The organism is Gordonia sp. NPDC003585 (genome assembly GCF_040610755.1).
Taxonomy (GTDB): domain Bacteria; phylum Actinomycetota; class Actinomycetes; order Mycobacteriales; family Mycobacteriaceae; genus Gordonia.
On the sequence record NZ_JBEXMX010000051.1, the window covers coordinates 1 to 22,931 of the forward strand.

Consider the following 22,931-nt stretch of genomic DNA (forward strand, 5'->3'; position numbering starts at 1 on the left):
CGGATTCCGCAACCTCAACAACTACATCTTGCGGTCACTGATCCACTCCGGCGGCCTCGCAGAACACCTCGATGCACTCTGAATCCGGAAGAGCCGCTTAACGACCCGGCAAACATCGTCGGGGCGGTCGGGAACACGGCACACCGCATTCGGTGTTACATCGACGAGTGTCTGCGGCGATGGCCGTGGGCATGTTTGCCGAGTATGTACTTGCCGCGAGGAGAGGACGACCGCATGTCAGCAGAGGGCCAGACCACCAAGGACCGTGTCGATTTCTGGTTTGATCCGCTGTGTCCATGGTGCTGGATCACCTCGCGATGGATTCTGGAGGCCGAGCAGGTCCGCCCGATCGACGTGAACTTCCACATCATGAGTCTTGCGGTGCTCAACGAGGGCAAGGACATTCCCGAGTCCTACCGCGAGGGCCTGAAGCAGGCCTGGCGCCCCGTCCGGGTGATCGCCGCCGCAGCAGCGCAGAAGGGCGACGAGATCCTGGCGCCGCTGTACACCGCGCTGGGCACCCGAATCCACAACGAGGGCAACAAGGACTTCGACGACGTCATCGCGGGCGCCCTGGCCGAACTGGGCCTCGACCCCGCCCTGGCGTCGGCCGCGGACAGCACCGAGTACGACGACGCCATCCGCAAGAGTCATCACGCCGGCATGGACAAGGTCGGCGACGATGTCGGCACCCCGACGATCCACGTGAACGGGGTGGCGTTCTTCGGTCCGGTGCTGTCCCGCATCCCACGGGGCGAGATTGCGGGCACGGTGTGGGACGGTGCGGTCGCCCTCGCGTCGTATCCACACTTCTTCGAGCTCAAGCGCAGCCGCGACGAGGATCCTGCATTCGACTAGGGCGTGCCCTAGAACCGCGGTGGCATCTCCAGTCCGTTGGGGAGTGCGCCGGGCGCGGTGGTGACGGGGTGGGGTGGGGGCTCTATCGGTACGACGTTGCCGCTACCCACCCCACGCACGATCTGTTTGGGACGGAACCACATCGATCCGGCCTTGGTCCGGTTGCGCAGGGCGGCTGCCCGCCAGGTGAGGACGGGGTGCGACGCCATCGCGTTGACGACGAAGGTGAAGAACCCTTTTTCGTGGGTCGCGCGGTCGGCGAACTGGTCGAAATCCACGGCCGACAGCATGTACTTGCCCGCCGAGAGCACGCCGATCGCTCCGGGGGCGCCGGTGGGTTGCGTGTAATAGCCGTGGTTGTCCGCGGTGTACTCCTGAGCGCGTGACAACGCGGAGCCGAGGACCGGGATGTTGCTGCCGACGATCGTCGACAGCTGACGCCAGTAGGACGTGTGCCCTGCGGCGATGTGCCCGACCTCGTGGCCGATGATGAAGCGCAGCGCATCCGGGTCGCGGGCTGCACCACCCACCTCGAACAGGTCCGAATACACCACCACGAATCGGCGGAACCCATGGCCGGACGCGAACGCATTGATCGCGCCGTTGCCCAGCACGACATAGGCGTCGGGGACGTACTCCAGACCGAACCGGGCGGCGGCCTCGACGACCATCCGGTATCCCTCGGGGAACTGGGTCGGCGTCATCTGGACACCGTTCACGCGGGGTGTGGCGTAGTTCAGACCACGCAGGACGAACAGCAGCAGCGGGAAGGCCAGAAGACCGAGGAACAGCTGGTCGAGACTGCCGCTCGCCACCAGCAAGACGATGAGGGCGTAGCCCAGCAGCGTCGTCAGGATCACGAGGACGAGCATCGGGATCTCCCACGGATGCAGGCGCGGCCGAGCCGCGAAACGCGCCGGTGCCAGCCACTGACGATTTGGATCGCCGGGCTGCGGCGGCGGCGCATCGGCCACACCGGGCACATTCGGGATCGGGGCCGGAGAGATTGGTGATTCGGGGATCGGAGACTGGGCGTCCACCCGACCAATCTATAGTGACGCCATGCGTGTCTACCTCGGTGCCGACCATGCCGGATTCGAACTCAAGAATCAGATCGCCGAACATCTCACCGCCAACGGCCACGAGGCCCTCGATTGCGGCGCCCACGAATACGACGCCGCCGACGACTATCCGGCGTTCTGCATCGAAGCGGCCCTACGGACCGTCGCCGACCCGGGCAGCCTGGGCATCGTCCTCGGTGGCAGCGGAAACGGTGAGCAGATCGCGGCCAACAAGGTGCCCGGCGCACGCTGTGCACTCGCGTGGAGCGTCGAGACCGCTCAGCTCGCTCGCCAACACAACAACGCGCAGTTGATCGGGATCGGTGGCCGGATGCACAGCCTCGACGACGCCTTGGCCATCGTGGACGCGTTCCTCGCGACGCCGTGGTCGGAGGAACCGCGCCACCAGCGGCGGATCGACATCCTCGCCGAGTACGAGCGCACCGGTCAGCCGCCGGCGGTCCCGGGTTCCTAAGTGCCCGAAGGGCATACACTTCATCGGCTGGCGCGTCGCCACACCAAGCTCCTCGGCGGCAGCCAGGTCCGGGTGACCAGTCCGCAGGGACGGTTCGCCACCGGTGCTGCCGCCGTCGACGGCCTGGTTTTCACGAAGGCCGACGCCTGGGGCAAGCACCTCGTACACCGCTACACCGACGACGGTCGACGCGAACAGCTCGTCCACATTCACCTCGGCCTCTACGGTGCGTTCACCGAATCGCCCGTGCCGATGGAACCGCCCGTCGGGGCGGTGCGGATGCGGATCGAGGGCCCCGACGTGGGATTGGATCTGCGCGGCCCGACGGCGTGTGAACTCTTCGACGCCGATCAGCTCGACGCCCTGCTCGCACGTCTCGGCTCCGACCCGTTGCGCCGAAACGCCGATCCGGAGCGCGCGTGGGCCGCGATCACTGCCTCACGACGTTCGATCGGCGCTTTGCTGATGGACCAGAAGGTCGTCGCCGGGATCGGCAACGTCTATCGGGCGGAGATACTGTTCCGCGCCGGCGTCGATCCCATGCGTCCGGGGACGTCGATCAGCCGAGAGGACTTCGACGCCATCTGGGCCGACCTGGTCACGCTGATGCGCGTCGGTGTTCGCCGCGGCCGTATCCACGTCGTGCGGCCGGAGGACGATCACGGTGCGCCGTCGTACGCGGCGGATCGCCCGCGTACCTATGTCTACCGGCGTGCGGGCGAACCATGCCGGGTATGCCGGACGCCGGTGCTGATCGCTGAACTCGAGGGCCGCAAGCTGTACTGGTGTCCGGTCTGTCAGACCTGACGGCGCAGTCGCGTCGCCGAGGGTCGGGTCAGGACGCTTCGGCGCGCTGGGCCATGACGAGGAGTTCCTCGCGCTGCGTCGAACTCCCGACGCGAAGGATGCTCGCGTACAGGCGACGCTGATCGTTGTTGTGGAACCGGGCACGGATTCGTGCGAAAGACATGATGAGTACTGCTCCTGCGACTACTTGACTACCCATCCGATTCTTCGCGTTACGAACGTGTTAATCAACCTGATCGGGGGTGATCTCCCTTACCCCGATCAGGTTGAAGGCAGCACCACTCAGTGAACACTCAGCGCGCCCCGGGGACTTTCTCACAGAGCGTGCCCATCATGGAGTCATGGCACCCGAGGTGATCGCCCCACCGGTCGACGAGACAGTCGATCTCGCGGTTCCCGGTGCGAACATGACGGCCGTCACTGTGCTGTTCGTGGGCGGCACCGGGGAGTCGTTCGAGGGTGACACGCGCAGCTCGGTGACCGGACTGTTGGGCGCGGTGGCCGACTCGCTCGACGAACGATTCGACTGCCGCTGGGTGGGCTATCCGGCCAGCTACGGCCCCGCGCCACGCGCCGGGGGGATGAGTTTCCTGGCCAGCGTGGGGATCGGTGTCCAGAGTCTTCGTGCGGCGGTATCCGGCATCGTCGGCCCGGTGGCCATGGTCGGATACTCCCAGGGCGCAGTGGTGATCCGGACGGCGCTGCACGCCATGGCCCGCGAGGACGATCCGGCGCTGCGCAACGTGATCGCCGTCGGATTCGTCGCCGACCCGCACCAACCCCCGGGTGCGGTCGCCGGGTGCGCAGGCTGGGGTGTGGCGGGGCCGGGACCGCAACTGCCGCCGCAGATCCCGGCACGCTGGGTGGGCGCGGCCGACGACGTCATCTGCAACGCAGACTCCGACTCGCTGGTGCGCGACATCGCCGACCTCACCGCGGGTGTGTGCCTCACCGGAATGGGGGAGTGGATGCGGGACGGCTGGGAACTATTGCGTACCAATGCCTTCCAGAATGCCGGCCGCACGGCGCTGCGTCCGTCGCAGTGGCGCCGGGACGTCGTCCGACTCTCCTCGGCGTGGCACGCGGTGCGGTGCTACCTGCCGGCGACGATCCCGGTGCGTGGCATGGTATTCCGCAACCGGACCGGCGGTCGCCACACGTCATACGAGGTCGAACCGTATCGCCGGTCGTCGGCCACGGATCCGAGTTCGACGGGCTGTGAGGTCATGGCACACTGGCTGCAGGTCCAGGTCACTTTCTCCGATGTCGGGCACCGCTCGCCCGAGGCCGCCTGACCACTGGACCGATCGGCTCGCTCGAGTCGTGCGTCACGGCCATCTGCGCGACACTTGATGACGGCCATGGTGGCCACGGGTATCTTCCTCGAGCGGAGCATGTGCAGTGGATCATTACGACATCGTGGTCATCGGGTCAGGACCGGCCGGCCAGAAGGCGGCGATTGCCGCCGCGAAACTCGGTAGACGCGCCGCGATCGTCGAACGTCGCGACATGGTGGGCGGCGTGTGTATCAACACGGGCACCATCCCGTCGAAGACGCTGCGCGAGGCGGTGCTCTACCTCACCGGACTCAATCAGCGGGAGCTCTACGGACAGTCCTATCGCCTCAAGTCCGACATCACGGTCACCGACTTGTCCGCGCGCACAATGCATGTAGTGGGCAAGGAGATCGATGTCATCCAGAACCAGCTCGCCCGCAACTCGGTGACGATGCTCATCGGCAGCGCCTATTTCACCGGTCCGCACGAGATCGCGATCGAAGACGCCACCGGTGATCTCAAACGCGTCAGTGCCGACAAGTTCGTCGTCGCGGTGGGCACCCGCCCGGCACGGCCGAAATCGGTCGAGTTCGACGGTGCCACTGTCGTGGACTCCGATCAGATTCTGAACCTCGACCGGGTCCCGGCATCGATGGTGGTCGTCGGTGCCGGGGTGATCGGCATCGAGTACGCATCCATGTTCGCGGCCCTCGGCACCAAGGTGACCGTGATCGAACAGCGGCCGGCGATGCTGGACTTCTGCGACCGGGAGATCGTCGAGGCGCTGCAATACCAACTGCGTGAGCGCGGGGTGACGTTCCGCTTCGGCGAACATGTCCAGACCGTCGAAACGCACCCGTCGGGCACACTCACCATCCTCGCGTCGGGCAAGAAAATCCCGGCCGATACCGTTCTCTACTCCGCAGGCAGACAGGGGGTGTCCGACGAGCTGCGGGTGGCCGACGCCGGTCTCACCGCGGACGCGCGCGGCCGGCTGAAGGTCGACGAGCACTTTCGGACCGAGGTCGAGCACATCTACGCGGTCGGCGACATCATCGGTTTTCCCGCACTCGCGGCCACCTCGATGGAACAGGGTCGACGCGCCAGTTATCACGCCTTCGGCGAACCGGTCGGCGAGACCGACGTCGACCTGCAGCCGATCGGGATCTACGCGATTCCCGAGATCAGTTTTGTCGGCCGCACCGAAGATCAGCTGACCACCGCGAACATTCCGTTCGAGGTCGGTGTGGCCCGCTACCGGGAACTGGCGCGCGGGGCCATCATGGGGGATTCCTACGGCTTGCTGAAGCTGCTCGTCCATGCCGAAGAGCGCACACTGCTGGGTGTGCACGCCTTTGGCAGCAACGCCGCGGAGTTGGTGCACATCGGTCAGACGGTGATGGGACTCGGTGGCACCGTCGATTACCTGGTGGACGCGGTATTCAACTATCCGACGCTGGCCGAGGGATACAAGGTGGCCGCGCTCGACGCGGTCAACAAGATGCGTGCGATCGCCCGGGTGCGATCCGTGGGTAATCGTCTCGACCTCGACGCGGGCGCGCCCGCCTGATCAAACGTTGTAACCCAAAACGGGCGGTCGCATCGCGACCGCCCGTTTTGATGGAGATGTTGGAGATTACGTGCCGTTGTAACGTCCACCGACGGTGCCGCGCACCACGATCGGGGTGTCGCGCGGGATGTTGTTGAACACCCACTGCCCATTGGCGGTGCTGACGTTGATGCAGCCGTGGCTCACGTTGCTACGACCCTGCTGCTGCACCGACCACGGTGCGGCGTGGATGAAGATGCCGTCCCACGACATACGCGTCGCGTACTCGACGTAGGTCCGGTATCCCTCCGCGGAGTCAACCGGGACGCCGTACGTGGACGAATCCATGTACATGTCGCGGTACTTTTCCTTGGTGTGGTAGACGCCATTGGCGGTGGGGTGCTTTGCCGATCCCATGGAAATCGGCATGGTCTTCACCACGCGGCCGTTGCGCCACCAGGTGATCTTGTGGGTCGCGTCATCCGCGAGCGCGATCCACCCGGTGGAAGTCTTGACATTCGGCGCCGCCGGATCTGCGGGAGTCGTCTTGGTGGTGCTCGGCGGCTTGGGAGTCGTCTTCTTGGGCGGCGTGGTCGGCAGTCCCGGGATGTTGAGGCCGTCGGGAATGTTGACCGGCGGCAGGCCGGGGACCACGGTGATCGGAGCAGCCTGGGCAATGCCGGGCAGGGTGATCGCCATGGCGATCACACCGACGAACACCGCGATCAGTCGTCGGGCCTGCCCACGTCGGGCTCGGCGAGAGGGCTTGGTCAGCACTGAGTTCGTACCTCTGATTCGGGGTTGATTGTCTCGTGCGCACCCCCCGGGAGCGCTGATCCATCGTTACACAACTGTTGCCTTGGGTCCAAAGAGCTACCGACGGTCGACGGCCTCTCGATCGCGAATTGCCGGTGCTGGTTGGCAAAAGCAATGGTCGAGCGTTCGACACGACTTATATGTGACGGTCATCACAGATAAGTCGTGCCGAGCGTCGGCGTCCGGATCGCCGGAATTCAGCAGTTACTGGGTGCCGGCAATCCGTTGAAGCGATCGGTCAGATACTGCAGTGCCGGCAGAAGTCCGATGACAGCCGCACTGAGATGATCGGGCGACGGCGTCAGCAGGGTCTGCACCCGCGCTCCGGCGCTGCAGTAGCGCCGCTTGGTGTAGTCGATCGACGCCACCGGGATCAACACATCGGTGGGGCTGTGCCACTCGAAGACCGGCACACGAGGAACCCCGGGATACAACGACAGGCTGTTCTCCTCGACGACGCGTCGTGCGGTCTTGTCCTCGAACACCTGCTTGCCGCCGGTGGCGACCTGCTTTGCGCTGTGTCCGGCGCCGATGCGCAGGATGTCGTTGGTGCAGGCGTTGCGCATCTCGGAGAACATCCGCCAGCCGAGGGGCGAAAGGTACTTCAGCATCGGGATCTGCTGCGGATACTCGCGGGAGAGGCCGATCGCAGCGGCGAAGGCGAGGCCGAACGCCGGGTGCGGATTGGTGTACCCGAGACCCTCGGCCATCTTGATGAGGTTCATCGGCACACCGCCGTAGGCGGCACCGACCAGCTTGAGTTCAGGCGCATACTTCGGAGCGAGTGCAGCAGCCCACGCGGCTGCCATCCCGCCACCCGAATAGCCGGCGAGCGCAACACGACTGTGCGCCACGTTTGCCGTCCGGAATGCCTGCACGGCCCTGATGTTGTCCAGGGTGATCTGTCCGCCGAGTTTGGCGGCTCCGTAGGAACTGCGCGGACCGAGGTGATCGGGGATGGCGATTGTCCATCCCTGCCGGAGGACCACGTTGAGGGCCGGTGCCTCCCGGATGGTCAGATTGGGATCCTGCGTCCAGAGTGCCTGCGAGGGCGCGCATTCCAGGCCGACGGCATTGACGATGTGTTCGAACGACAGCAGTGGACCGTTGGGGCGCTTGTTGTTCGGCACCAGCACGGTGGTCACCGCGGCGATCGGTTTGCCCTGGCTGTCGGTGGAGCGGAACTTGATCTGATAGGTCCGGACGTCGAAGAACGCGGGTGGGTTGGCCCGCCCGCGAACCCGAATGATCTGTCCTGGCTTGTATTTCGCGATGTTTGCGGGCTGGGCGTAGAAGTTGTCCGGTAGCGGCGTCGGCAATGCGACGTTCTCGGCGTGTGCACCTCCGGTCCCGACGACGAGGCCCGCTCCGAGCAGGGCGGCTGACGCGGTGACCGCGACTGCAGCACGTACGCGGCGGGCGTCCAGTGTTTGCCGACGGCGTCGTGACGCAGTTCGACGGAAGAAATGGAGCACGAGTAAATCCCCCAGGGCGAGGTCCGATGAAGTTGATCCAGACCCCCGACTCGGCTAATCATCCGGGTCAGCGGGAGCATGTCAACTCGGTCGATTGACCAAGGGATTCTGGGGCGTCGGCGATGTGTCGCGGTGCGCGTCGCAGCTCGACCCAATGCGTCATCGCGAATGCTCGTTCAACGAACAAACGATCGGTCAGGCGGGTTGTGGATGCTCCGTGCGAAGGTGACGGACCTGCTCGGAGCAGGATTCGTCCCGGCATACGAGCATCACGTCGACGCGTTCGACGCCGGAATCGGAACGGGTGACATCCCGGCGCACGAACAGATTCGCGCCGCACGTCGGACACTTGCGCTGGCTCTTGCTGTGGCTGGAGGACATGGCCCCAGCGTACGCCGCATGTGGCACAGATCACAGTAGCCGCATGTGTCGGCGACCGTGTCGCGGAAATGTGCGGTGGCAGATGGAGCGGGTGACGGGAATCGAACCCGCGTAGCTAGTTTGGAAGACTAGGGCTCTACCATTGAGCTACACCCGCGTGCATACGGCGCCGGATGGGATCGCCATTGGCGTCGCGTGCAGATTGAGACTGTACCCGGCTCGGCGCGCAGGAAAAAATCGCCCCGTTTTTCGTCGTGGCGGACAGGCCACGTACTATCTTCTGTTGGCCCACGAGCGCGGTCGGACACCCAAGTCGACGCCCGCGAGTTCAGGTCCACGGGATGTGGCGCAGCTTGGTAGCGCATCCGCTTTGGGAGCGGAGGGTCGCAGGTTCAAATCCTGTCATCCCGACTCGGTCGGTGCAGCCGTTTTCGGCTCCGGCCCACGGACTCTCACCGTAAGCAGACATAAGGAGCAGTAGGCGTGAAGAGCACTGTCGAGCAACTCACCCCGACGCGAGTGAAGCTCAACGTCGAGGTCCCGTTCGAGGAGCTGTCGGCAGACTTCGACCGGACGTATCGGTCGTTGGCCCAGCAGATCCGTATTCCCGGCTTCCGTCCGGGCAAGGCGCCGGCGAAGCTGATCGAGGCACGCGTCGGTCGTGACTCCATCCTTGCGCAGGTCGTCAACGAGGCCATTCCGGGCAAGTACTCCGAGGCGGTTGCAGAGACCGAGACCAAGGCCATCGGCCAGCCGGAGATCGACCTGTCGGAACTGAAGTACGGCGAGAGCGTCACCTTCACCGCTGAGGTCGACGTCCGTCCCGAGATCACCCTGCCCGACTACTCGACCCTGTCGGTCGAGGTCGACCCCGTCGAGATCGACGACGCCGCAGTCGACGAGCAACTCGAGGGACTGCGCGCACGCTTCGGCACGCTGCAGGGCGTCGAGCGCGGTGCGGCCGACGGCGACTTCGTATCGATCGATCTCGCCGCCGAGGTCGACGGCGAGCCCGTCGACGAGGCGTCGACCGAGGGTCTGTCGCACGAAGTGGGCTCCGGCCAGCTGATCGACGGTCTCGACGAGGCCCTCGTCGGCCTTGCGGCCGGCGAGACCAAGGTGTTCACCACCAAGCTGGTCGCCGGCGATCACGCCGGTGAGGAGGCCGCGGTGACCGTGACCGTCAACTCGGTCAAGGAGCGCGAGCTGCCCGAGGTCGACGATGAGTTCGCCCAGATGGCTAGCGAATTCGACACCGTCGACGAACTGAAGGAGAGTCTGCGCGAGCGGGTCGCCACCTCGAAGAAGCTCGAGCAGGCGAACGCGATCCGCGACAAGGTGCTCGAGCAGCTGCTCGAGACGGTCGAGGTTCCGCTGCCGGAGAAGGTTGTCGAGAGCCAAATCGAAGGACAGCAGCACCAGATCATCCACGCGCTCGGACATGACGACGAGCAGCTCGCCAAGTTCCTCGAGGCACAGGGCACCACGCGCGAGAAGTGGGACGCCGAAGCTCGCGACGAGGCCGAGAAGTCGGTCCGCACGGAGCTCCTGCTCGACGCGATCGCCGAGCAGCAGGACACCCAGGTCAGCCAGGACGAGCTGACCCAGCAGATCATCTTCCAGGCGCAGCGCTACGGAATGCAGCCGCAGGAGTTCATCCAGCAGCTGTCGCAGGCCAATCAGGTGGGTGCGGTCTTCGCCGAGGTCCGCCGGGGCAAGGCCCTCGCCGGGATCGTCAAGGACATCACCGTCACCGACACCACCGGCGCCGCCGTCGACACCTCCGAATTCTTCGGTGACGACAGCGACTCGGCCGACGACGAGACCTCGGCCGACAACGAGACAGCGGCCGACACCGACAACTGAACATCGGTGCCGAACAGCCGGTTCGGGGCGTGTACTCGCCTCGGCCGGCTGTTCTGCTCTCAGCGAAGACCGGTGTCCGCGGGGGTGTCGGGCGACTCGCATTGACTAGTGTCGGTGGAGACGTCTCGACAAGACGACATGATCGCCGAAGGTGCGAGGACCGGCGGGCCCGCGCAGAGGAGTACGGCGCCGACGAATACGGGGCAGACGAGTAGGACGGCCGATCAGCACGACAGGCCATCACGACAACAAGGTAAAGGTAGGGACCGTGACCAAGCCGACCATCCACACACCGACCATGAGTTCAGGTGTCGCCGGGCTGAACCTGACCGATTCGGTGTTCGAGCGGCTGCTGCGTGAGCGCATCATCTTCCTCGGCACGCAGGTCGACGACGACATCGCGAACCGCCTGTGCGCGCAGATCCTGCTGCTCGCCGCGGAGGACCCGACGAAGGACATCAACCTCTACATCAACTCGCCCGGCGGGTCGGTCACCGCGGGTATGGCGATCTTCGACACCATGCAGCTCGCCAAGTGCGATGTCGCCACCTACGCGATGGGTATGGCCGCGTCGATGGGGCAGTTCCTGCTGGCAGCGGGCGCCAAGGGCAAGCGTCATGCACTCCCGCACGCGCGCATCATGATGCATCAGCCGTCCGCCGGAATCGGTGGTACCGCGGCCGACATCGCGATCCAGGCCGAGCAGTTCGCGGCCACCAAGAAGGAGATGAACCGGCTCAACGCCGAGTTCAGCGGTCAGCCCCTGGAGAAGATCGAGGCCGACGCGGACCGCGACAAGTGGTTCACCGCGGCCGAGGCCAAGGAGTACGGCCTCGTCGACCACGTGATCTCCCAGTCCTGAGCCGGGCCGATCAGGCATCCCACTCCCACCACCTAGTCAACGGAGCATCAGATGACCACCTCCTTCACATCGGACGCGTACGCCGCAGAGGTCGCCGCGGGCATCCCCGCGTCGGCACTCGCGCTCAAGAGCATCGAGGCGCGCTACATCCTCCCGCAGTTCATCGAGCACACGCCCAACGGGCAGCGGCAGTACGACCCGTACGCAAAGCTCTTCGAAGAGCGCATCGTCTTCGTCGGAACGCCCATCGACCAGACCGTTGCCAACGACGTGATGGCTCAGCTCCTCGTCCTCGAGTCGCAGGACCCGGACCGGGACATCACGATGTACATCAATTCGCCCGGCGGCAGCGTGCCGGACATGTTGGCGATCTACGACACCATGCAGTACGTGCACTGCGACATCGTGACGGTCTGCTTGGGTGAGGCGGCGTCGGCGGCAGCAATCCTGCTGGCCGGCGGCACGCCAGGCAAGCGTGCAGCGCTCCCGAACGCGACGATCCTCATTCACCAGCCGCGCACCGGCGGCGCATATCAGGGTCAGGTTTCCGACCTCGAGATCCAGGCCGCGGAGATCGAGCGCATTCGCAACCGTCTCGACGAGATCCTGGCCGGGCACACGGGGCAGCCCGCAGAGAAGATCCGCAAGGACACCGACCGCGACAACATCCTCACCGCCGAGGCCGCCAAGGAGTACGGCATCGTCGACGAGGTGTTCGAGTACCGCAAGAAGTCGCTGAAGAAGTCGTCGTCCTGACCTCGGTGGCTCGCCCGTCGGTGTCTGGCCGTTCCGACACGCCGGGACGCGGGTGCGCCACCGCGGTGCGCAACGGCGTCATCCTTGACGTCTGCGACATCCAACCGAAGAAGACCCTGACGCCCGGACAAGGCAAACAACAGTCACGACATTTGGTGTTATCGGTCGAAGTTCACGCGGCACACGAGTACCGTCGTGTTACTGGCGAATGGCGCGTCGATGGTGAGCCCGTGTCCTGCGTACGCAACGTCCGGCACGTGTCCGCCACCGGAGTGGACTGCCGACTCGGCAGGCCCGGCGGGGCGGTGACGAGAAGAACGAGGAAGTAGGTACAGCACGAGATGGCACGAATCGGAGACGGTGGGGATCTGCTGAAGTGCTCGTTCTGCGGCAAGAGCCAGAAGCAGGTGAAGAAGCTGATCGCCGGCCCAGGCGTCTACATCTGCGATGAGTGCATCGATCTGTGCAACGAGATCATCGAGGAGGAACTCGCCGAGAGCGGCGACGTCAAGCTCGACGAACTGCCCAAGCCGGCCGAGATCCGCGACTTCCTCGAGAACTACGTCATCGGTCAGGACACCGCGAAGCGCACCCTGGCGGTGGCCGTCTACAACCACTACAAGCGCATTCAGGCCGGGGAGAAGAAGGATTCGCGGACCGGCGAGACCGTCGAACTCGCGAAGTCCAACATCCTGATGCTCGGTCCGACCGGTTGCGGCAAGACTTATCTCGCCCAGACCCTGGCGAAGATGCTGAACGTGCCGTTCGCGATCGCCGACGCCACGGCCCTCACCGAGGCCGGATACGTGGGTGAGGACGTCGAGAACATCTTGCTGAAGCTGATCCAGGCCGCCGATTACGACGTGAAGCGCGCCGAGACCGGGATCATCTACATCGACGAGGTCGACAAGATCGCCCGCAAGAGCGAGAACCCGTCGATCACGCGTGATGTGTCCGGTGAGGGCGTGCAGCAGGCGCTGCTGAAGATTCTCGAGGGCACCCAGGCGTCGGTGCCGCCGCAGGGCGGGCGCAAGCATCCGCATCAGGAGTTCATCCAGATCGACACCACCAACGTGCTGTTCATCGTGGCGGGGGCGTTCGCCGGACTCGAGAAGATCGTGTCCGAGCGGATCGGCAAGCGCGGCATCGGCTTCGGCAACGACGTGGCCACCAAGGACGAGGTGGACACCACCGATCACTTTGCCGAGGTGATGCCCGAGGATCTCATCAAGTTCGGTCTGATCCCGGAGTTCATCGGTCGTCTCCCGGTTGTCGCCTCGGTGACGAACCTCGACAAGGAGTCGCTGGTCAGCATCCTGTCCGAACCGAAGAATGCGCTCGTCAAGCAGTACACCCGGCTGTTCGACATGGACAACGTGGAACTCGAGTTCACTCAGGATGCGCTCGAGGCCGTCGCAGACCAGGCGATCCACCGGGGCACCGGCGCTCGTGGTCTCCGGGCGATCATGGAAGAGGTCCTGCTGCCGGTGATGTACGACATCCCGAGCCGCGACGACGTGGAGAAGGTCGTGGTGACCGGCGAGACGGTCCGCGACAACGTCCTGCCGACCATCGTGCCGCGCAAGGACAACCGCGACGAACGGCGCGACAAGAGCGCCTGACAGACGAGGGTTGCGAAGATCCCACCGCTCACAGCTGTAGCGGTGGGATCTTTGCGTTGGGTGGTCAGCGTGGAAGCTGGTCGCCGACCCGCTCCAACCGGATGACGACCGCCTTCGACACCGGTGTGTTCGATCCCTTGGCGACCGATCGCAGCGGCACCAGCGGATTGGTCTCCGGGTAGTACGCCGCCGCATTTCCGCGCGGGGTGTCGTAGGCGACGACCTCGAAGCCTTCGACGCGGCGCTCCTCGGTTCCGTCCGGACCGTCGAACTCCGACACGATGTCGACGTGGTCGCCCGCGGTGAGGCCGAAGGCGGCGATGTCGTCGGGGTGGACCATGACGACGTGCCGATTGCCCTTGATCCCGCGGTACCGGTCGTCGTGGCCGTAGATCGTGGTGTTGTACTGGTCGTGACTGCGCATCGTCTGCAGAATCAATCGACCCTCGGGTACCGGTAGCCATTCCAGCGGTTGCGCCGCGAAGTTGGCCTTGCCGTTGGGGGTGTCGAACTCTCGGTCGTCCCGCGGTGGGTGCGGCAGGGTGAAGCCGTCGGATTTGCGCACGCGGATGTTGAAGTCCTCGAACCCCGGAATGACCCGCTCGATACGGTCCCGGATGGCGTCGTAGTCGCCGCGGAACCGTCGCCACGGCACCGGATGATCGTCGCCGAGGACGGTGCGTGCGAGGTCGCAGACGATCGCGATCTCGCTGCGCAGCTGATCCGAGGCGGGGGGAAGCGAGCCACGCGACAGATGTACCACCGACATCGAGTCCTCAACCGAAACCTGTTGCGGCACACCGTCCACAACGTCCTTGTCGGTGCGCCCGAGGGTGGGCAGGATGAGGGCTGCCGTCCCGGTCACCAGATGTGACTCGTTGAGTTTGGTGCTGACATGCACGGTCAGGGCGCAGCGTCGTAGCGCCTCCTCGGTGAACGCGGTGTCGGGCGCCGCCGACACGAAGTTGCCGCCCATCGCCATGAACAGGCGGATCTCGCCGCGGTGCATTGCAGCGATCGCGGCGACGGTGTCGTATCCGTGTTTGCGTGGACTCGAAATACCGAACTCCGCGTCTTGGGCCGCGAGGAACGACTCGGGCATCTTCTCGAAGATGCCCATCGTGCGGTCGCCTTGGACATTCGAATGACCACGCACCGGGCAGAGGCCCGCGCCGGGCTTGCCGATCATTCCGCGCAACAGCAGGACGTTGGTGCCCTCGGCGATGGTCGCGACCCCGTGGCGGTGCTGCGTCAAACCCATGGCCCAACACAGGACGATCCGGTCCGACGACGCGACCTTCTCGGCCAGGGTGACGATCTGTCCGCGGGTCAGCCCGGTGGCCTGCACGATCTCGTCGAGATCGACGTCCTCGAGGAGGCGGAGATAGTCGTCGACCCCGGCGCAGTGATTGTCGAGGAAGTCGTGGTCGAAAACCGTTCCGGGAGCCGCGCGTTCGGCGTCGAGGAGGAGACGCGCGACACCGCGGAACAAGGCCATGTCGCCACCGAGCCGAATCTGGAGGAAGTCGTCGGCGAGTTTCGCGCCGGCGCCGACCACGCCACCGACCTTTTGCGGATCCTTGAACCGCATGAGGCCGGCCTCCGGCAGCGGGTTCACCGCCACGATGGTGGCGCCGTTGTGCTTGGCCTTCTCGAGCGTCGACAGCATCCGCGGATGGTTGGTGCCGGGATTCTGTCCGGCGATGATGATCAGATCGGCCGCTTCGAGATCGGGAACGGTGACCGACCCCTTGCCGATCCCGATCGACGCGCCCAGTGCCGTGCCCGAGGACTCGTGGCACATGTTGGAGCAGTCGGGCAGGTTGTTGGTTCCGATGCTGCGGGCAAGGAGTTGGTAGACGAAGGCGGCTTCGTTGCTGGTGCGTCCCGACGTGTAGAAGGCGGCCTCGTCGGGCGAGTCCATCGCCGAGATCTCCTCGGCAACAAGTCGATTGGCGTCGTCCCAGCTGATCTCCCGGTAGTGGGTGTCGCCGGGTGCGAGATACATGGGATGGGTGATCCGGCCCTGTTGTGACAGCCAGTACCCGGACCGTGTCCGCAGGTCGTCGACGGAGTGCTTGGCGAAGAACCCAGGCGTCACCTTGCGTTTGGTTGCCTCCTCGGCCACCGCTTTGGCGCCGTTCTCACAGAACTCGGCGTGCTTGCGGTGGCCCGGGTTCTCGGGCCACGCGCAGCCGGGGCAGTCGAAGCCGTCGCGCTGGTTGAGTTTCGTGAGGGTCTTGGCCGTCCGCAGTGGGCCCATCTGCTCGACCCCGCGTCGCAATGCCACCGCGACGGCCGGAACGCCGGCCGCGTACGACTTCACATGGCCCAGGTGGACGGACTCGGGTTCGTGCACCTGGTGGTCGTCGGGGCCGTGAGAACTGCTCATGATTCCCATCCTGCACCCCAAAAGGCGATCGTTGCCACACACTGGGTGCATGGGAGACACGGAACACAACGCACCCCGAACCGAAGCGTCGGACGGACGACTGGCCGGCATCGTCCTCGCAGGCGGACGGTCGCGGCGCATGGGTCAGGACAAGGCGGCACTCGACTGGGACGGCGAGCCGATGCTGGCGCGCATCGTGCGGGTCGCCGCCGAGCGGTGCGAGCCGATTCTGGTGGTGGCGACCGAGGAATCCTCGGCGTATCAGGGTCTGTTCGGCACCGGCGGGCCCGAGGCGCAGTGGATCACCGACGAGGAGCCGGGCGCAGGCCCGCTTGGCGGCCTGGTCGCGGGATTGTCCGCCGCAGCCGCCGGAGGAGCCGAACTGGCCTTCGTCTGTGCGACCGACATGCCGCTGATCTCGGCGGAACTCATCGACGAACTGCTCACCGGCGTCACACCGTCGGCACAGGCGGTCATCGCCCACGACAACCAGCGAGACCATCCGATGGCCGGCATCTACCGCACCGATGCCGCCGGGGTGATTGCCGACGTGGTCGCCACCGGTGAGCGGCGGATGACCGCGGCGCTCGACGCGCTGACCACCTACCGCATCTCGGTCTCCGAGCCGGACTGGCTGGTCAACGTGAATGCCCCCGAGGATCTGCACCGCCTGCGCGTCTGAGGGTCGCTCGATGACGGGGATAACCTCCCGCAGGGGCGATGCGCGCAGCCCAATAGAATGGCCTGCGTGAGCGCACCCGACCCGACGTCCGAACTGCCGAAGTCCTGGGATCCCGCCGAGCACGAGTCCCGGCTGTACCAGGAGTGGCTGGATGCCGGCTATTTCACCGCCGACGCGGACACCGACAAGCCGCCCTTCTCCATCGTCATCCCACCGCCCAATGTCAACGGTTCGCTGCACATGGGGCATGCCTACGAGCATGTCCTGATGGATGCGCTGTCGCGCCGCCGCCGGATGCAGGGCTACGAAGTGCTTTGGCTGCCGGGCATGGACCATGCGGCGATCGCCATGCAGACCATGGTCGAACGCAAGTTGGCGCAGGAGGGCAAGACTCGCGACGATCTGGGCCGGGAAGCCTTCATCGAGCGGGTGTGGGCAGAGAAGGCCGAGATCGGCGGCAACATCGGCGAGCAGATGCGTCGTCTCGGTGACGGCGTCGACTGGAGTCGTGAGCGCTTCACGATGGACGACGGCCTTTCCCGGGCGGTTCACACGGTCTTCAAGAAGATGTACGAGGACGGGCTGATCTATCAGGCCGAGCGCCTGGTCAACTGGTCACCGGTACTCAAGACTGCGGTCAGCGACATCGAGGTGTCCTACGCCGACGTCGAGGGCGAACTCGTCAGCTTCCGTTACGGCTCACTCGACGATGCGCAGCCGCACATCGTGGTCGCGACCACGCGGTTGGAGACGATGCTCGGTGACACGGCGATCGCCGTGCACCCCGACGACGAGCGGTACGCGCATCTGATCGGCACCGAACTCGAGCACCCCTTCGTCGACCGCCGCATTCCGGTCATCGCCGACGACTACGTGGATCCCGAATTCGGCAGCGGCGCAGTCAAGATCACCCCCGCGCACGATCCCAACGACTTCGCGATCGGGCAGCGCCATGACCTGCCGATGCCGACGATCATGGACGAGTCCGCGCGAATCGCCGGTACCGCAACCGAATTCGACGGTATGGACCGGTTCGAGGCGCGGGTCAAGATCCGCGAGACGCTTGCTGCGCAGGGACGGATCGTCAAGGAGGTCCGACCGTATCTGCACAGCGTCGGGCATTCCGAACGCACCGGTGAGCCCATCGAACCGCGTCTCTCGATGCAGTGGTGGGTCAAGGTGGATACCCTCGCCAAGGCGGCGGGTGACGCCGTGCGCGCCGGTGACACCGTGATCCACCCGACCTCTATGGAACCGCGCTGGTTCGCCTGGGTCGACAACATGCACGACTGGTGCATCTCGCGGCAGTTGTGGTGGGGCCACCGCATCCCGATCTGGTACGGACCCGAGGGCGACATCGTCTGTGTGGGACCCGACGAGCAGGCACCCGAGGGCTACGTGCAGGAGACCGACGTCCTCGACACCTGGTTCTCGTCGGGGCTGTGGCCGTTCTCGACGCTCGGCTGGCCCGACGAAACCGCCGACCTGGCGAAGTTCTATCCGACCTCGGTCTTGGTCACCGGCTACGACATCCTGTTCTTCTGGGTGGCCCGGATGATGATGTTCGGCACCTACGTCGGTCGGGACTTCGGCCCGCAAGCAGCGGTTCCGTTCCGAAATCTGTTCCTGCACGGTCTGGTTCGTGACGAGCATGGCCGGAAGATGTCGAAATCGAAGGGTAACGGCATCGATCCGCTCGACTGGGTGGAGCGCTTCGGAGCGGATGCGCTGCGGTTCACCCTGGCCCGCGGAGCCAACCCGGGCAGCGACATCTCGGTGGGCGAGGACCACGCGTCGTCGTCCCGGAACTTCGCTACCAAGCTGTTCAACGCGACCAAGTTTGCCCTGATGAACGGTGCCGCGGTGGGTGAACTCCCGGCGGCCGACGAACTGACCGTCGCCGATCGGTGGATTCTGGGCCGCCTGGACGAAGTACTGGCGGAGGTAGATGCCGGGTTCGAATCCTACGAGTTCTCCAAGGCCTGCGAGGCGCTCTATCACTTCGCCTGGGACGAGGTGTGCGACTGGTATCTCGAGCTGGCCAAGGTGCAGTTCTCGGAAGATGAAGGCCGTTCTCGCACCACGTCTTTGGTTCTCGGCGCAGTGCTCGATCCACTGCTGCGGGCGCTGTCGCCGGTGATGCCCTTCGTGACCGAGGTGCTGTGGAAGGCCCTCACCGGTGGCGAGTCGCTGGTGATCGCGTCGTGGCCGGAACCGTCCGGCGCGACGCCGGATGCCGAGGCGGCCGGATTGATCGACGACCTGCAGAAGCTCATCACCGAGGTCCGCCGCTTCCGCAGCGACCAGGGACTGCGACCGGGTCAGCGTGTCGCCGCACGATTCGACGCACTCGACACCGCCGGACTCGACGCCACGCTGCCCTACGTCCGATCGCTGGCCCGGCTCGATCCTGAGGCCGAGGGATTCGCGGCGACCGCAACGCTCGAGGTGCGGCTGAGTCGTGCCACGGTGACCGTCGAGATCGACACCACCGGAACCGTCGACGTGGCGGCCGAACGCAAGCGCCTCAACAAGGACCTCGCCGCCGCGGAGAAGGAATTGTCTTCCACGACAGCCAAACTGGGCAACGACCAGTTTCTGTCGAAGGCGCCCGACCACGTCGTCGACAAGATCCGCGAACGGCAGCGCGTGGCCGGCGAGGAAGTGGAGCGCATCGGCGCCAAGCTGGCGAGTATGGGTGGCGCGTGAGTGATTCGGACGGAATGAACGACGGTTGGCCGGAAGAAGATCCGGCCATCGGCGGTGATCCGCTGGGCCTTTCGGCGCTTCTCGACGACGAGGCGGCAAACGCCGAGGATCAGGTGGTCGCGGACGTGCCGACGGAGGATTCGGCGGAAGATCTGGCCGAACTCGCCGAGGTGGAGGCCGACCTCGACACTCGGTGGCCCGAGACCAAGATCGAGCCGTCGCTGACGCGCATCAGCACTCTGATGGACCTGCTCGGCTCGCCGCAACACGGGTACCCGGCCATTCACATCGCGGGTACCAACGGCAAGACATCGGTGACCCGGATGATCGACGCGCTGCTCGTTGCGCTGCATCGTCGGACCGGCCGGATCACCAGCCCGCACCTGCAACGGGTGACCGAGCGAATCTCGCTGGACGGCAAGCCGATTGCCGCTCGCACCTATATCGACACCTATCGTGAGCTCGAGCCCTACATCACGATGGTCGACGATTCGTCCACGGCTGCGGGCGGCCCCCGGATGAGCAAGTTCGAGGTCCTCACCGCGATGGCATACGCGGTGTTCGCCGAGGCGCCGGTCGACGTCGCAGTGGTCGAGACGGGCATGGGCGGCCGGTGGGATGCCACCAACGTGATCGACGCAGCGGTCGCGGTGATCACGCCGATCGCGATGGATCATGCCGACTACCTCGGGGACACGCTGACTGCGATCGCGGGGGAGAAGGCCGGAGTCATCAAGGCAGCCGATCCCGATGCGCTCGTCCCGGTGGACCCGATCACGGTGCTCGCCCCGCAGGAGCCGGAGGTCACCGACGTCCTGCTGCGGGCGACCGTCGAGGCGGGCACCGTGGTGGCCCGGGCCGGCAGCGAATTCACCGTCCTGGAATCGATCACCGCGGTCGGTGGGCAGATGCTGACGTTACGCGGGCTCGGCGGCGTCTACGACGAGGTCTTCCTGCCGTTGCACGGAGCACACCAGGCGGGCAATGCCGCACTGGCGCTGGCAGCCGTGGAGGCGTTCTTCGGCGCGGGTGCGCAGCGCCAACTCGACATCGAGGCCGTGCGCGAGGGATTCGCGTCGGTGGCGGTACCCGGACGGTTGGAACGGTTGCGCAGCGCGCCGACGGTATTCGTCGATGCCGCCCACAACCCGCACGGCGCAATGGCTCTCGCGCAGGCGCTCGTCGAGGAGTTCGACTTCCGTCGGGTGATCGGGGTCGTCGGGGTGCTCGGCGACAAGGATGCGCGCGGTCTGTTGGAGGCTCTGGAACCCGTTTTCGACATGGTGGTGCTGACCAACAACGGGTCGCCGCGCGCGCTGGACACCGCGACCCTGTCCGACTACGCCGTCGAGATCTTCGGCGAGGAGCGGGTCGAGGTGAAGCCGTTCCTGCCGGACGCGGTGGAGGCAGCGATCGCGCTGGCCGAGGAGGTCGACGGCGAACCCGTCTCCGGTGCGGGTGTCGTCATCACCGGGTCGGTGGTGACGGCCGGCGCGGCACGGACGCTGTTCGGGAAGGAACCACGATGACCAAGGAACCGCGATGACCGACGCGCCGACACGGTTCACCCCGCCGGCCAACGATCCGTGGAAAGGGCTGCGCGGGGTGATGGCCGGAACGCTGATCCTCGAGGTCATCGTGATGATCCTGACGTTCCCGATCGTCGCGCGCATCGCCGGCGGCCTGACGTGGTTTTCCGGCGCCTACCTCGCGTTGGTGACGGTCGCGCTGATTCTCGCAGCCGGGATGCAGGGACGACGCAACGCTCTGACCATCGACCTCGGTCTGCAGTTCGCGGTGATCGCAGGTGGCATCTTCCACTGGTCGATCGCCGTCGTGGGGGTGCTGTTCCTGTGCGTCTGGGTGTACATCCGCTACGTCAAACTCGACGTCGAACGTCGGATCGAGTTGGGTCTGCTGCCAGGTCAGGAACCCATCGACGACTGATCGGTTTGAGATCGCGACCGCCGGTATCCGCCCGCTGCAACAGCTGTTGCGGGAACGTTATCGGCATGGGTTCCCTTGGGCAGGGGATACCTGTGAGAATGACGCGAGCCGGGGGCGGACCGTAGTGGTCGGGGGTGGCGTTCCTCGGTTTCAACAGATGTCGTCCGGACGTGAGGAACTACGTGCAGCTCAACCACTCTGATCTCCATTCCACCCGACGTCTGCGCCTGCGCGTCCCGGCCATGCTCGGCGGGGCGGTTTGTGCGTTGGCGCTGGCGAGTTCGGCCCTGATGAGTTCGGCCCTGATGAGTTCGGCGCTGACCGGCTCGGCGCATGCGGCACCGAGCACACCGGAGATCGTGATCCCCACCGCCGATGCCCCGGTCCCGGTGGGTCAAGGTGAGTACAGCTACATCGCGACGCACGAGGTGACCAAGCGGGCTGCCGGGATGAAGATCGCCGCGGCCGTCGCATCGCTGCCCGTACCGGCGCAGTACCGGCCCGCGAACCTGGCCTTGGCCAAGCAATTCGACCTCGCCCTCGCGGGAGCGCTCGCATCACCCGGCGGCTGCGTGCAGGTGGTCGTCGACCCGCGTTCGCGCGACGGCAGCCTGTTCAACTACGGATTCTTCCCCGTCGCGGGTCAGTACTGTTCCTGATCCCCAACACCACTAAGGTGTGATCGTGACCGAACGAACTCTCGTCCTCATCAAGCCCGACGGCGTCGCCCGCGCGCTCGTCGGCGACATCGTCAGCCGTATCGAACGCAAAGGATTGTCGCTGGTCGCGCTCGAACTGAAGACCGTCAGCGACGAGGTGGCCCGTGGCCACTACGCCGAGCACGAGGGCAAACCGTTCTATCCGTCGTTGCTGGAGTTCATCACGTCCGGTCCGCTGGTCGCCGCCGTGCTCGAAGGCCCGCGTGCGGTGGCCGCGTTCCGCCAGATCGCGGGTGGAACCGACCCGGTGGAGAAGGCGGTGCCCGGCACGATCCGCGGTGACTTCGCGTTGTCCACCCAGAACAACCTGGTCCACGGGTCCGACTCGCCGGAGTCCGCAGAGCGGGAGATCGCGCTCTGGTTCCCCGAGCTCGGTAGCTGACCGCCCAGCACTCGAGTCGAATGGGAGAAAGCGAGTGCTGCAGCACTCGCTTTCTCCCATTCGGCACCGGTTGTCGCGAGGCCGACAATCACTGCGAACGCCAAAAAGGGTCATAGTTTGCGGCTATCGGATCGGGGTGTGGGATACTTGCACAGTTGTCGGCGACACACTTTGTCCACGGCAACACCGATGACGCGCCCGGTATCGGCGCGGACCGGCACAATCACACGCCGGTCGGCGGCCTGAACGACAGCGCGGCGCCGTCATCGCCATGCAAGAGCGTCAGAGGACGGTC

21 protein-coding genes and 2 tRNA genes are annotated in these 22,931 nt (G+C 65.6%); 16 read left to right on the plus strand and 7 right to left on the minus strand.

The window, feature by feature from the left end; genetic code table 11:
• Positions 1-234: 234 nt before the first annotated feature.
• Positions 235-858 (plus strand): DsbA family protein, encoded by a 624-nt coding sequence (locus tag ABZW74_RS15105; RefSeq protein WP_240859989.1) that lies wholly within the window; start codon positions 235-237, stop codon positions 856-858.
• An 8-nt stretch (positions 859-866) separates the two neighbouring features.
• Here ABZW74_RS15105 and ABZW74_RS15110 read toward each other — a convergent pair whose 3' ends face one another.
• Positions 867-1,898: a M48 family metallopeptidase gene (locus tag ABZW74_RS15110; protein ID WP_240859987.1), complete on the minus strand. Its 1,032-nt coding sequence runs from the start codon at positions 1,896-1,898 to the stop codon at positions 867-869.
• Between the two features lie 22 nt (positions 1,899-1,920).
• On the opposite strand from ABZW74_RS15110, the gene ABZW74_RS15115 reads away from it, so the two are divergent.
• Together ABZW74_RS15115 and ABZW74_RS15120 are read left to right on the plus strand one after the other, a co-directional pair.
• Positions 1,921-2,394: a ribose-5-phosphate isomerase gene (locus ABZW74_RS15115; protein WP_240859985.1), complete on the plus strand. Its 474-nt coding sequence runs from the start codon at positions 1,921-1,923 to the stop codon at positions 2,392-2,394.
• A complete protein-coding gene (locus ABZW74_RS15120; RefSeq protein WP_355277205.1) occupies positions 2,395-3,201 on the plus strand; it encodes a DNA-formamidopyrimidine glycosylase family protein in 807 nt (268 codons plus the stop codon).
• A 28-nt stretch (positions 3,202-3,229) separates the two neighbouring features.
• Here ABZW74_RS15120 and ABZW74_RS15125 read toward each other — a convergent pair whose 3' ends face one another.
• Positions 3,230-3,364, minus strand: coding sequence for a hypothetical protein (locus ABZW74_RS15125; RefSeq protein ID WP_276615064.1), 135 nt, complete (start codon positions 3,362-3,364; stop codon positions 3,230-3,232).
• 244 nt (positions 3,365-3,608) lie between these two features.
• Between ABZW74_RS15125 and ABZW74_RS15130 the strand changes: the two genes are divergently transcribed.
• Both ABZW74_RS15130 and sthA read left to right on the plus strand, forming a co-directional pair.
• Positions 3,609-4,496 (plus strand): PE-PPE domain-containing protein, encoded by an 888-nt coding sequence (locus ABZW74_RS15130; protein ID WP_240860058.1) that lies wholly within the window; start codon positions 3,609-3,611, stop codon positions 4,494-4,496.
• Positions 4,497-4,602: 106 nt separating this feature from the next.
• Complete coding sequence (sthA, locus tag ABZW74_RS15135; RefSeq protein WP_355277208.1) at positions 4,603-6,048, plus strand: Si-specific NAD(P)(+) transhydrogenase; 1,446 nt, start codon at positions 4,603-4,605, stop codon at positions 6,046-6,048.
• 66 nt (positions 6,049-6,114) lie between these two features.
• Here sthA and ABZW74_RS15140 read toward each other — a convergent pair whose 3' ends face one another.
• The 4 genes from ABZW74_RS15140 to ABZW74_RS15155 form a co-directional block, all read right to left on the minus strand.
• Complete coding sequence (locus tag ABZW74_RS15140) at positions 6,115-6,753, minus strand: L,D-transpeptidase (RefSeq protein ID WP_308221060.1); 639 nt, start codon at positions 6,751-6,753, stop codon at positions 6,115-6,117.
• A gap of 287 nt (positions 6,754-7,040) precedes the next feature.
• The gene (locus tag ABZW74_RS15145; protein ID WP_240860057.1) at positions 7,041-8,219 is read right to left on the minus strand and encodes a lipase family protein; all 1,179 of its coding nucleotides are present in this window, start codon (positions 8,217-8,219) and stop codon (positions 7,041-7,043) included.
• A 294-nt stretch (positions 8,220-8,513) separates the two neighbouring features.
• Positions 8,514-8,699, minus strand: a complete 186-nt coding sequence (locus tag ABZW74_RS15150) for a hypothetical protein (protein ID WP_240859976.1) — start codon at positions 8,697-8,699, stop codon at positions 8,514-8,516.
• Between the two features lie 83 nt (positions 8,700-8,782).
• Positions 8,783-8,856 (minus strand) — tRNA-Gly (locus tag ABZW74_RS15155).
• A gap of 180 nt (positions 8,857-9,036) precedes the next feature.
• Between ABZW74_RS15155 and ABZW74_RS15160 the strand changes: the two genes are divergently transcribed.
• From ABZW74_RS15160 to clpX, 5 genes are all read left to right on the plus strand, one after another.
• A tRNA-Pro gene (locus ABZW74_RS15160) sits at positions 9,037-9,110 on the plus strand.
• Between the two features lie 72 nt (positions 9,111-9,182).
• Positions 9,183-10,565, plus strand: a complete 1,383-nt coding sequence (gene tig, locus ABZW74_RS15165; protein WP_240859974.1) for a trigger factor — start codon at positions 9,183-9,185, stop codon at positions 10,563-10,565.
• A 268-nt stretch (positions 10,566-10,833) separates the two neighbouring features.
• Positions 10,834-11,427 carry an ATP-dependent Clp protease proteolytic subunit gene (locus ABZW74_RS15170; protein ID WP_308221059.1) on the plus strand — a complete coding sequence of 198 codons (594 nt, stop codon included), beginning with the start codon at positions 10,834-10,836 and terminating at the stop codon, positions 11,425-11,427.
• A gap of 51 nt (positions 11,428-11,478) precedes the next feature.
• Entirely contained in the window at positions 11,479-12,183 is a 705-nt protein-coding gene (locus tag ABZW74_RS15175) for an ATP-dependent Clp protease proteolytic subunit (RefSeq protein WP_240859972.1), read from the plus strand.
• Between the two features lie 341 nt (positions 12,184-12,524).
• Positions 12,525-13,805, plus strand: a complete 1,281-nt coding sequence (gene clpX / locus ABZW74_RS15180; RefSeq protein WP_240859970.1) for an ATP-dependent Clp protease ATP-binding subunit ClpX — start codon at positions 12,525-12,527, stop codon at positions 13,803-13,805.
• Positions 13,806-13,869: 64 nt separating this feature from the next.
• On the opposite strand, the gene ABZW74_RS15185 is transcribed toward clpX, so the two are convergent.
• Positions 13,870-16,206, minus strand: coding sequence for an FdhF/YdeP family oxidoreductase (locus tag ABZW74_RS15185; protein WP_355277212.1), 2,337 nt, complete (start codon positions 16,204-16,206; stop codon positions 13,870-13,872).
• A 40-nt stretch (positions 16,207-16,246) separates the two neighbouring features.
• On the opposite strand from ABZW74_RS15185, the gene ABZW74_RS15190 reads away from it, so the two are divergent.
• From ABZW74_RS15190 to ndk, 6 genes are all read left to right on the plus strand, one after another.
• Positions 16,247-16,879, plus strand: a complete 633-nt coding sequence (locus tag ABZW74_RS15190; protein WP_355277215.1) for a molybdenum cofactor guanylyltransferase — start codon at positions 16,247-16,249, stop codon at positions 16,877-16,879.
• Between the two features lie 57 nt (positions 16,880-16,936).
• Positions 16,937-19,588: a valine--tRNA ligase gene (locus tag ABZW74_RS15195; protein WP_355277217.1), complete on the plus strand. Its 2,652-nt coding sequence runs from the start codon at positions 16,937-16,939 to the stop codon at positions 19,586-19,588.
• A gap of 14 nt (positions 19,589-19,602) precedes the next feature.
• Positions 19,603-21,117, plus strand: coding sequence for a folylpolyglutamate synthase/dihydrofolate synthase family protein (locus ABZW74_RS15200; protein ID WP_355277243.1), 1,515 nt, complete (start codon positions 19,603-19,605; stop codon positions 21,115-21,117).
• Positions 21,118-21,130: 13 nt separating this feature from the next.
• Entirely contained in the window at positions 21,131-21,535 is a 405-nt protein-coding gene (locus ABZW74_RS15205) for a DUF4233 domain-containing protein (protein ID WP_355277220.1), read from the plus strand.
• Positions 21,536-21,777: 242 nt separating this feature from the next.
• On the plus strand, positions 21,778-22,194 hold the full coding sequence (locus ABZW74_RS15210; protein WP_240860054.1) for a hypothetical protein: 417 nt from the start codon (positions 21,778-21,780) through the stop codon (positions 22,192-22,194).
• A gap of 25 nt (positions 22,195-22,219) precedes the next feature.
• Positions 22,220-22,636: a nucleoside-diphosphate kinase gene (gene ndk / locus ABZW74_RS15215; protein WP_240859958.1), complete on the plus strand. Its 417-nt coding sequence runs from the start codon at positions 22,220-22,222 to the stop codon at positions 22,634-22,636.
• Positions 22,637-22,931 lie beyond the last annotated feature (295 nt).

Coding starts and splice junctions, on each gene's coding strand:
- ABZW74_RS15115 (WP_240859985.1), top strand. CDS start 1,921: ATGCGTGTCTACCTCGGTGCCGACCATGCCGGATTCGAACTCAAGAAT.
- ABZW74_RS15195 (WP_355277217.1), top strand. CDS start 16,937: ATGGCCTGCGTGAGCGCACCCGACCCGACGTCCGAACTGCCGAAGTCC.
- clpX (WP_240859970.1), top strand. CDS start 12,525: ATGGCACGAATCGGAGACGGTGGGGATCTGCTGAAGTGCTCGTTCTGC.
- ABZW74_RS15175 (WP_240859972.1), top strand. CDS start 11,479: ATGACCACCTCCTTCACATCGGACGCGTACGCCGCAGAGGTCGCCGCG.
- ABZW74_RS15105 (WP_240859989.1), top strand. CDS start 235: ATGTCAGCAGAGGGCCAGACCACCAAGGACCGTGTCGATTTCTGGTTT.
- ABZW74_RS15150 (WP_240859976.1), bottom strand. CDS start 8,699: ATGTCCTCCAGCCACAGCAAGAGCCAGCGCAAGTGTCCGACGTGCGGC.
- ABZW74_RS15200 (WP_355277243.1), top strand. CDS start 19,603: ATGAACGACGGTTGGCCGGAAGAAGATCCGGCCATCGGCGGTGATCCG.
- ABZW74_RS15190 (WP_355277215.1), top strand. CDS start 16,247: ATGGGAGACACGGAACACAACGCACCCCGAACCGAAGCGTCGGACGGA.
- ABZW74_RS15125 (WP_276615064.1), bottom strand. CDS start 3,364: ATGTCTTTCGCACGAATCCGTGCCCGGTTCCACAACAACGATCAGCGT.
- ABZW74_RS15130 (WP_240860058.1), top strand. CDS start 3,609: ATGACGGCCGTCACTGTGCTGTTCGTGGGCGGCACCGGGGAGTCGTTC.
- ABZW74_RS15185 (WP_355277212.1), bottom strand. CDS start 16,206: ATGGGAATCATGAGCAGTTCTCACGGCCCCGACGACCACCAGGTGCAC.
- ABZW74_RS15210 (WP_240860054.1), top strand. CDS start 21,778: ATGCTCGGCGGGGCGGTTTGTGCGTTGGCGCTGGCGAGTTCGGCCCTG.
- ABZW74_RS15205 (WP_355277220.1), top strand. CDS start 21,131: ATGACCGACGCGCCGACACGGTTCACCCCGCCGGCCAACGATCCGTGG.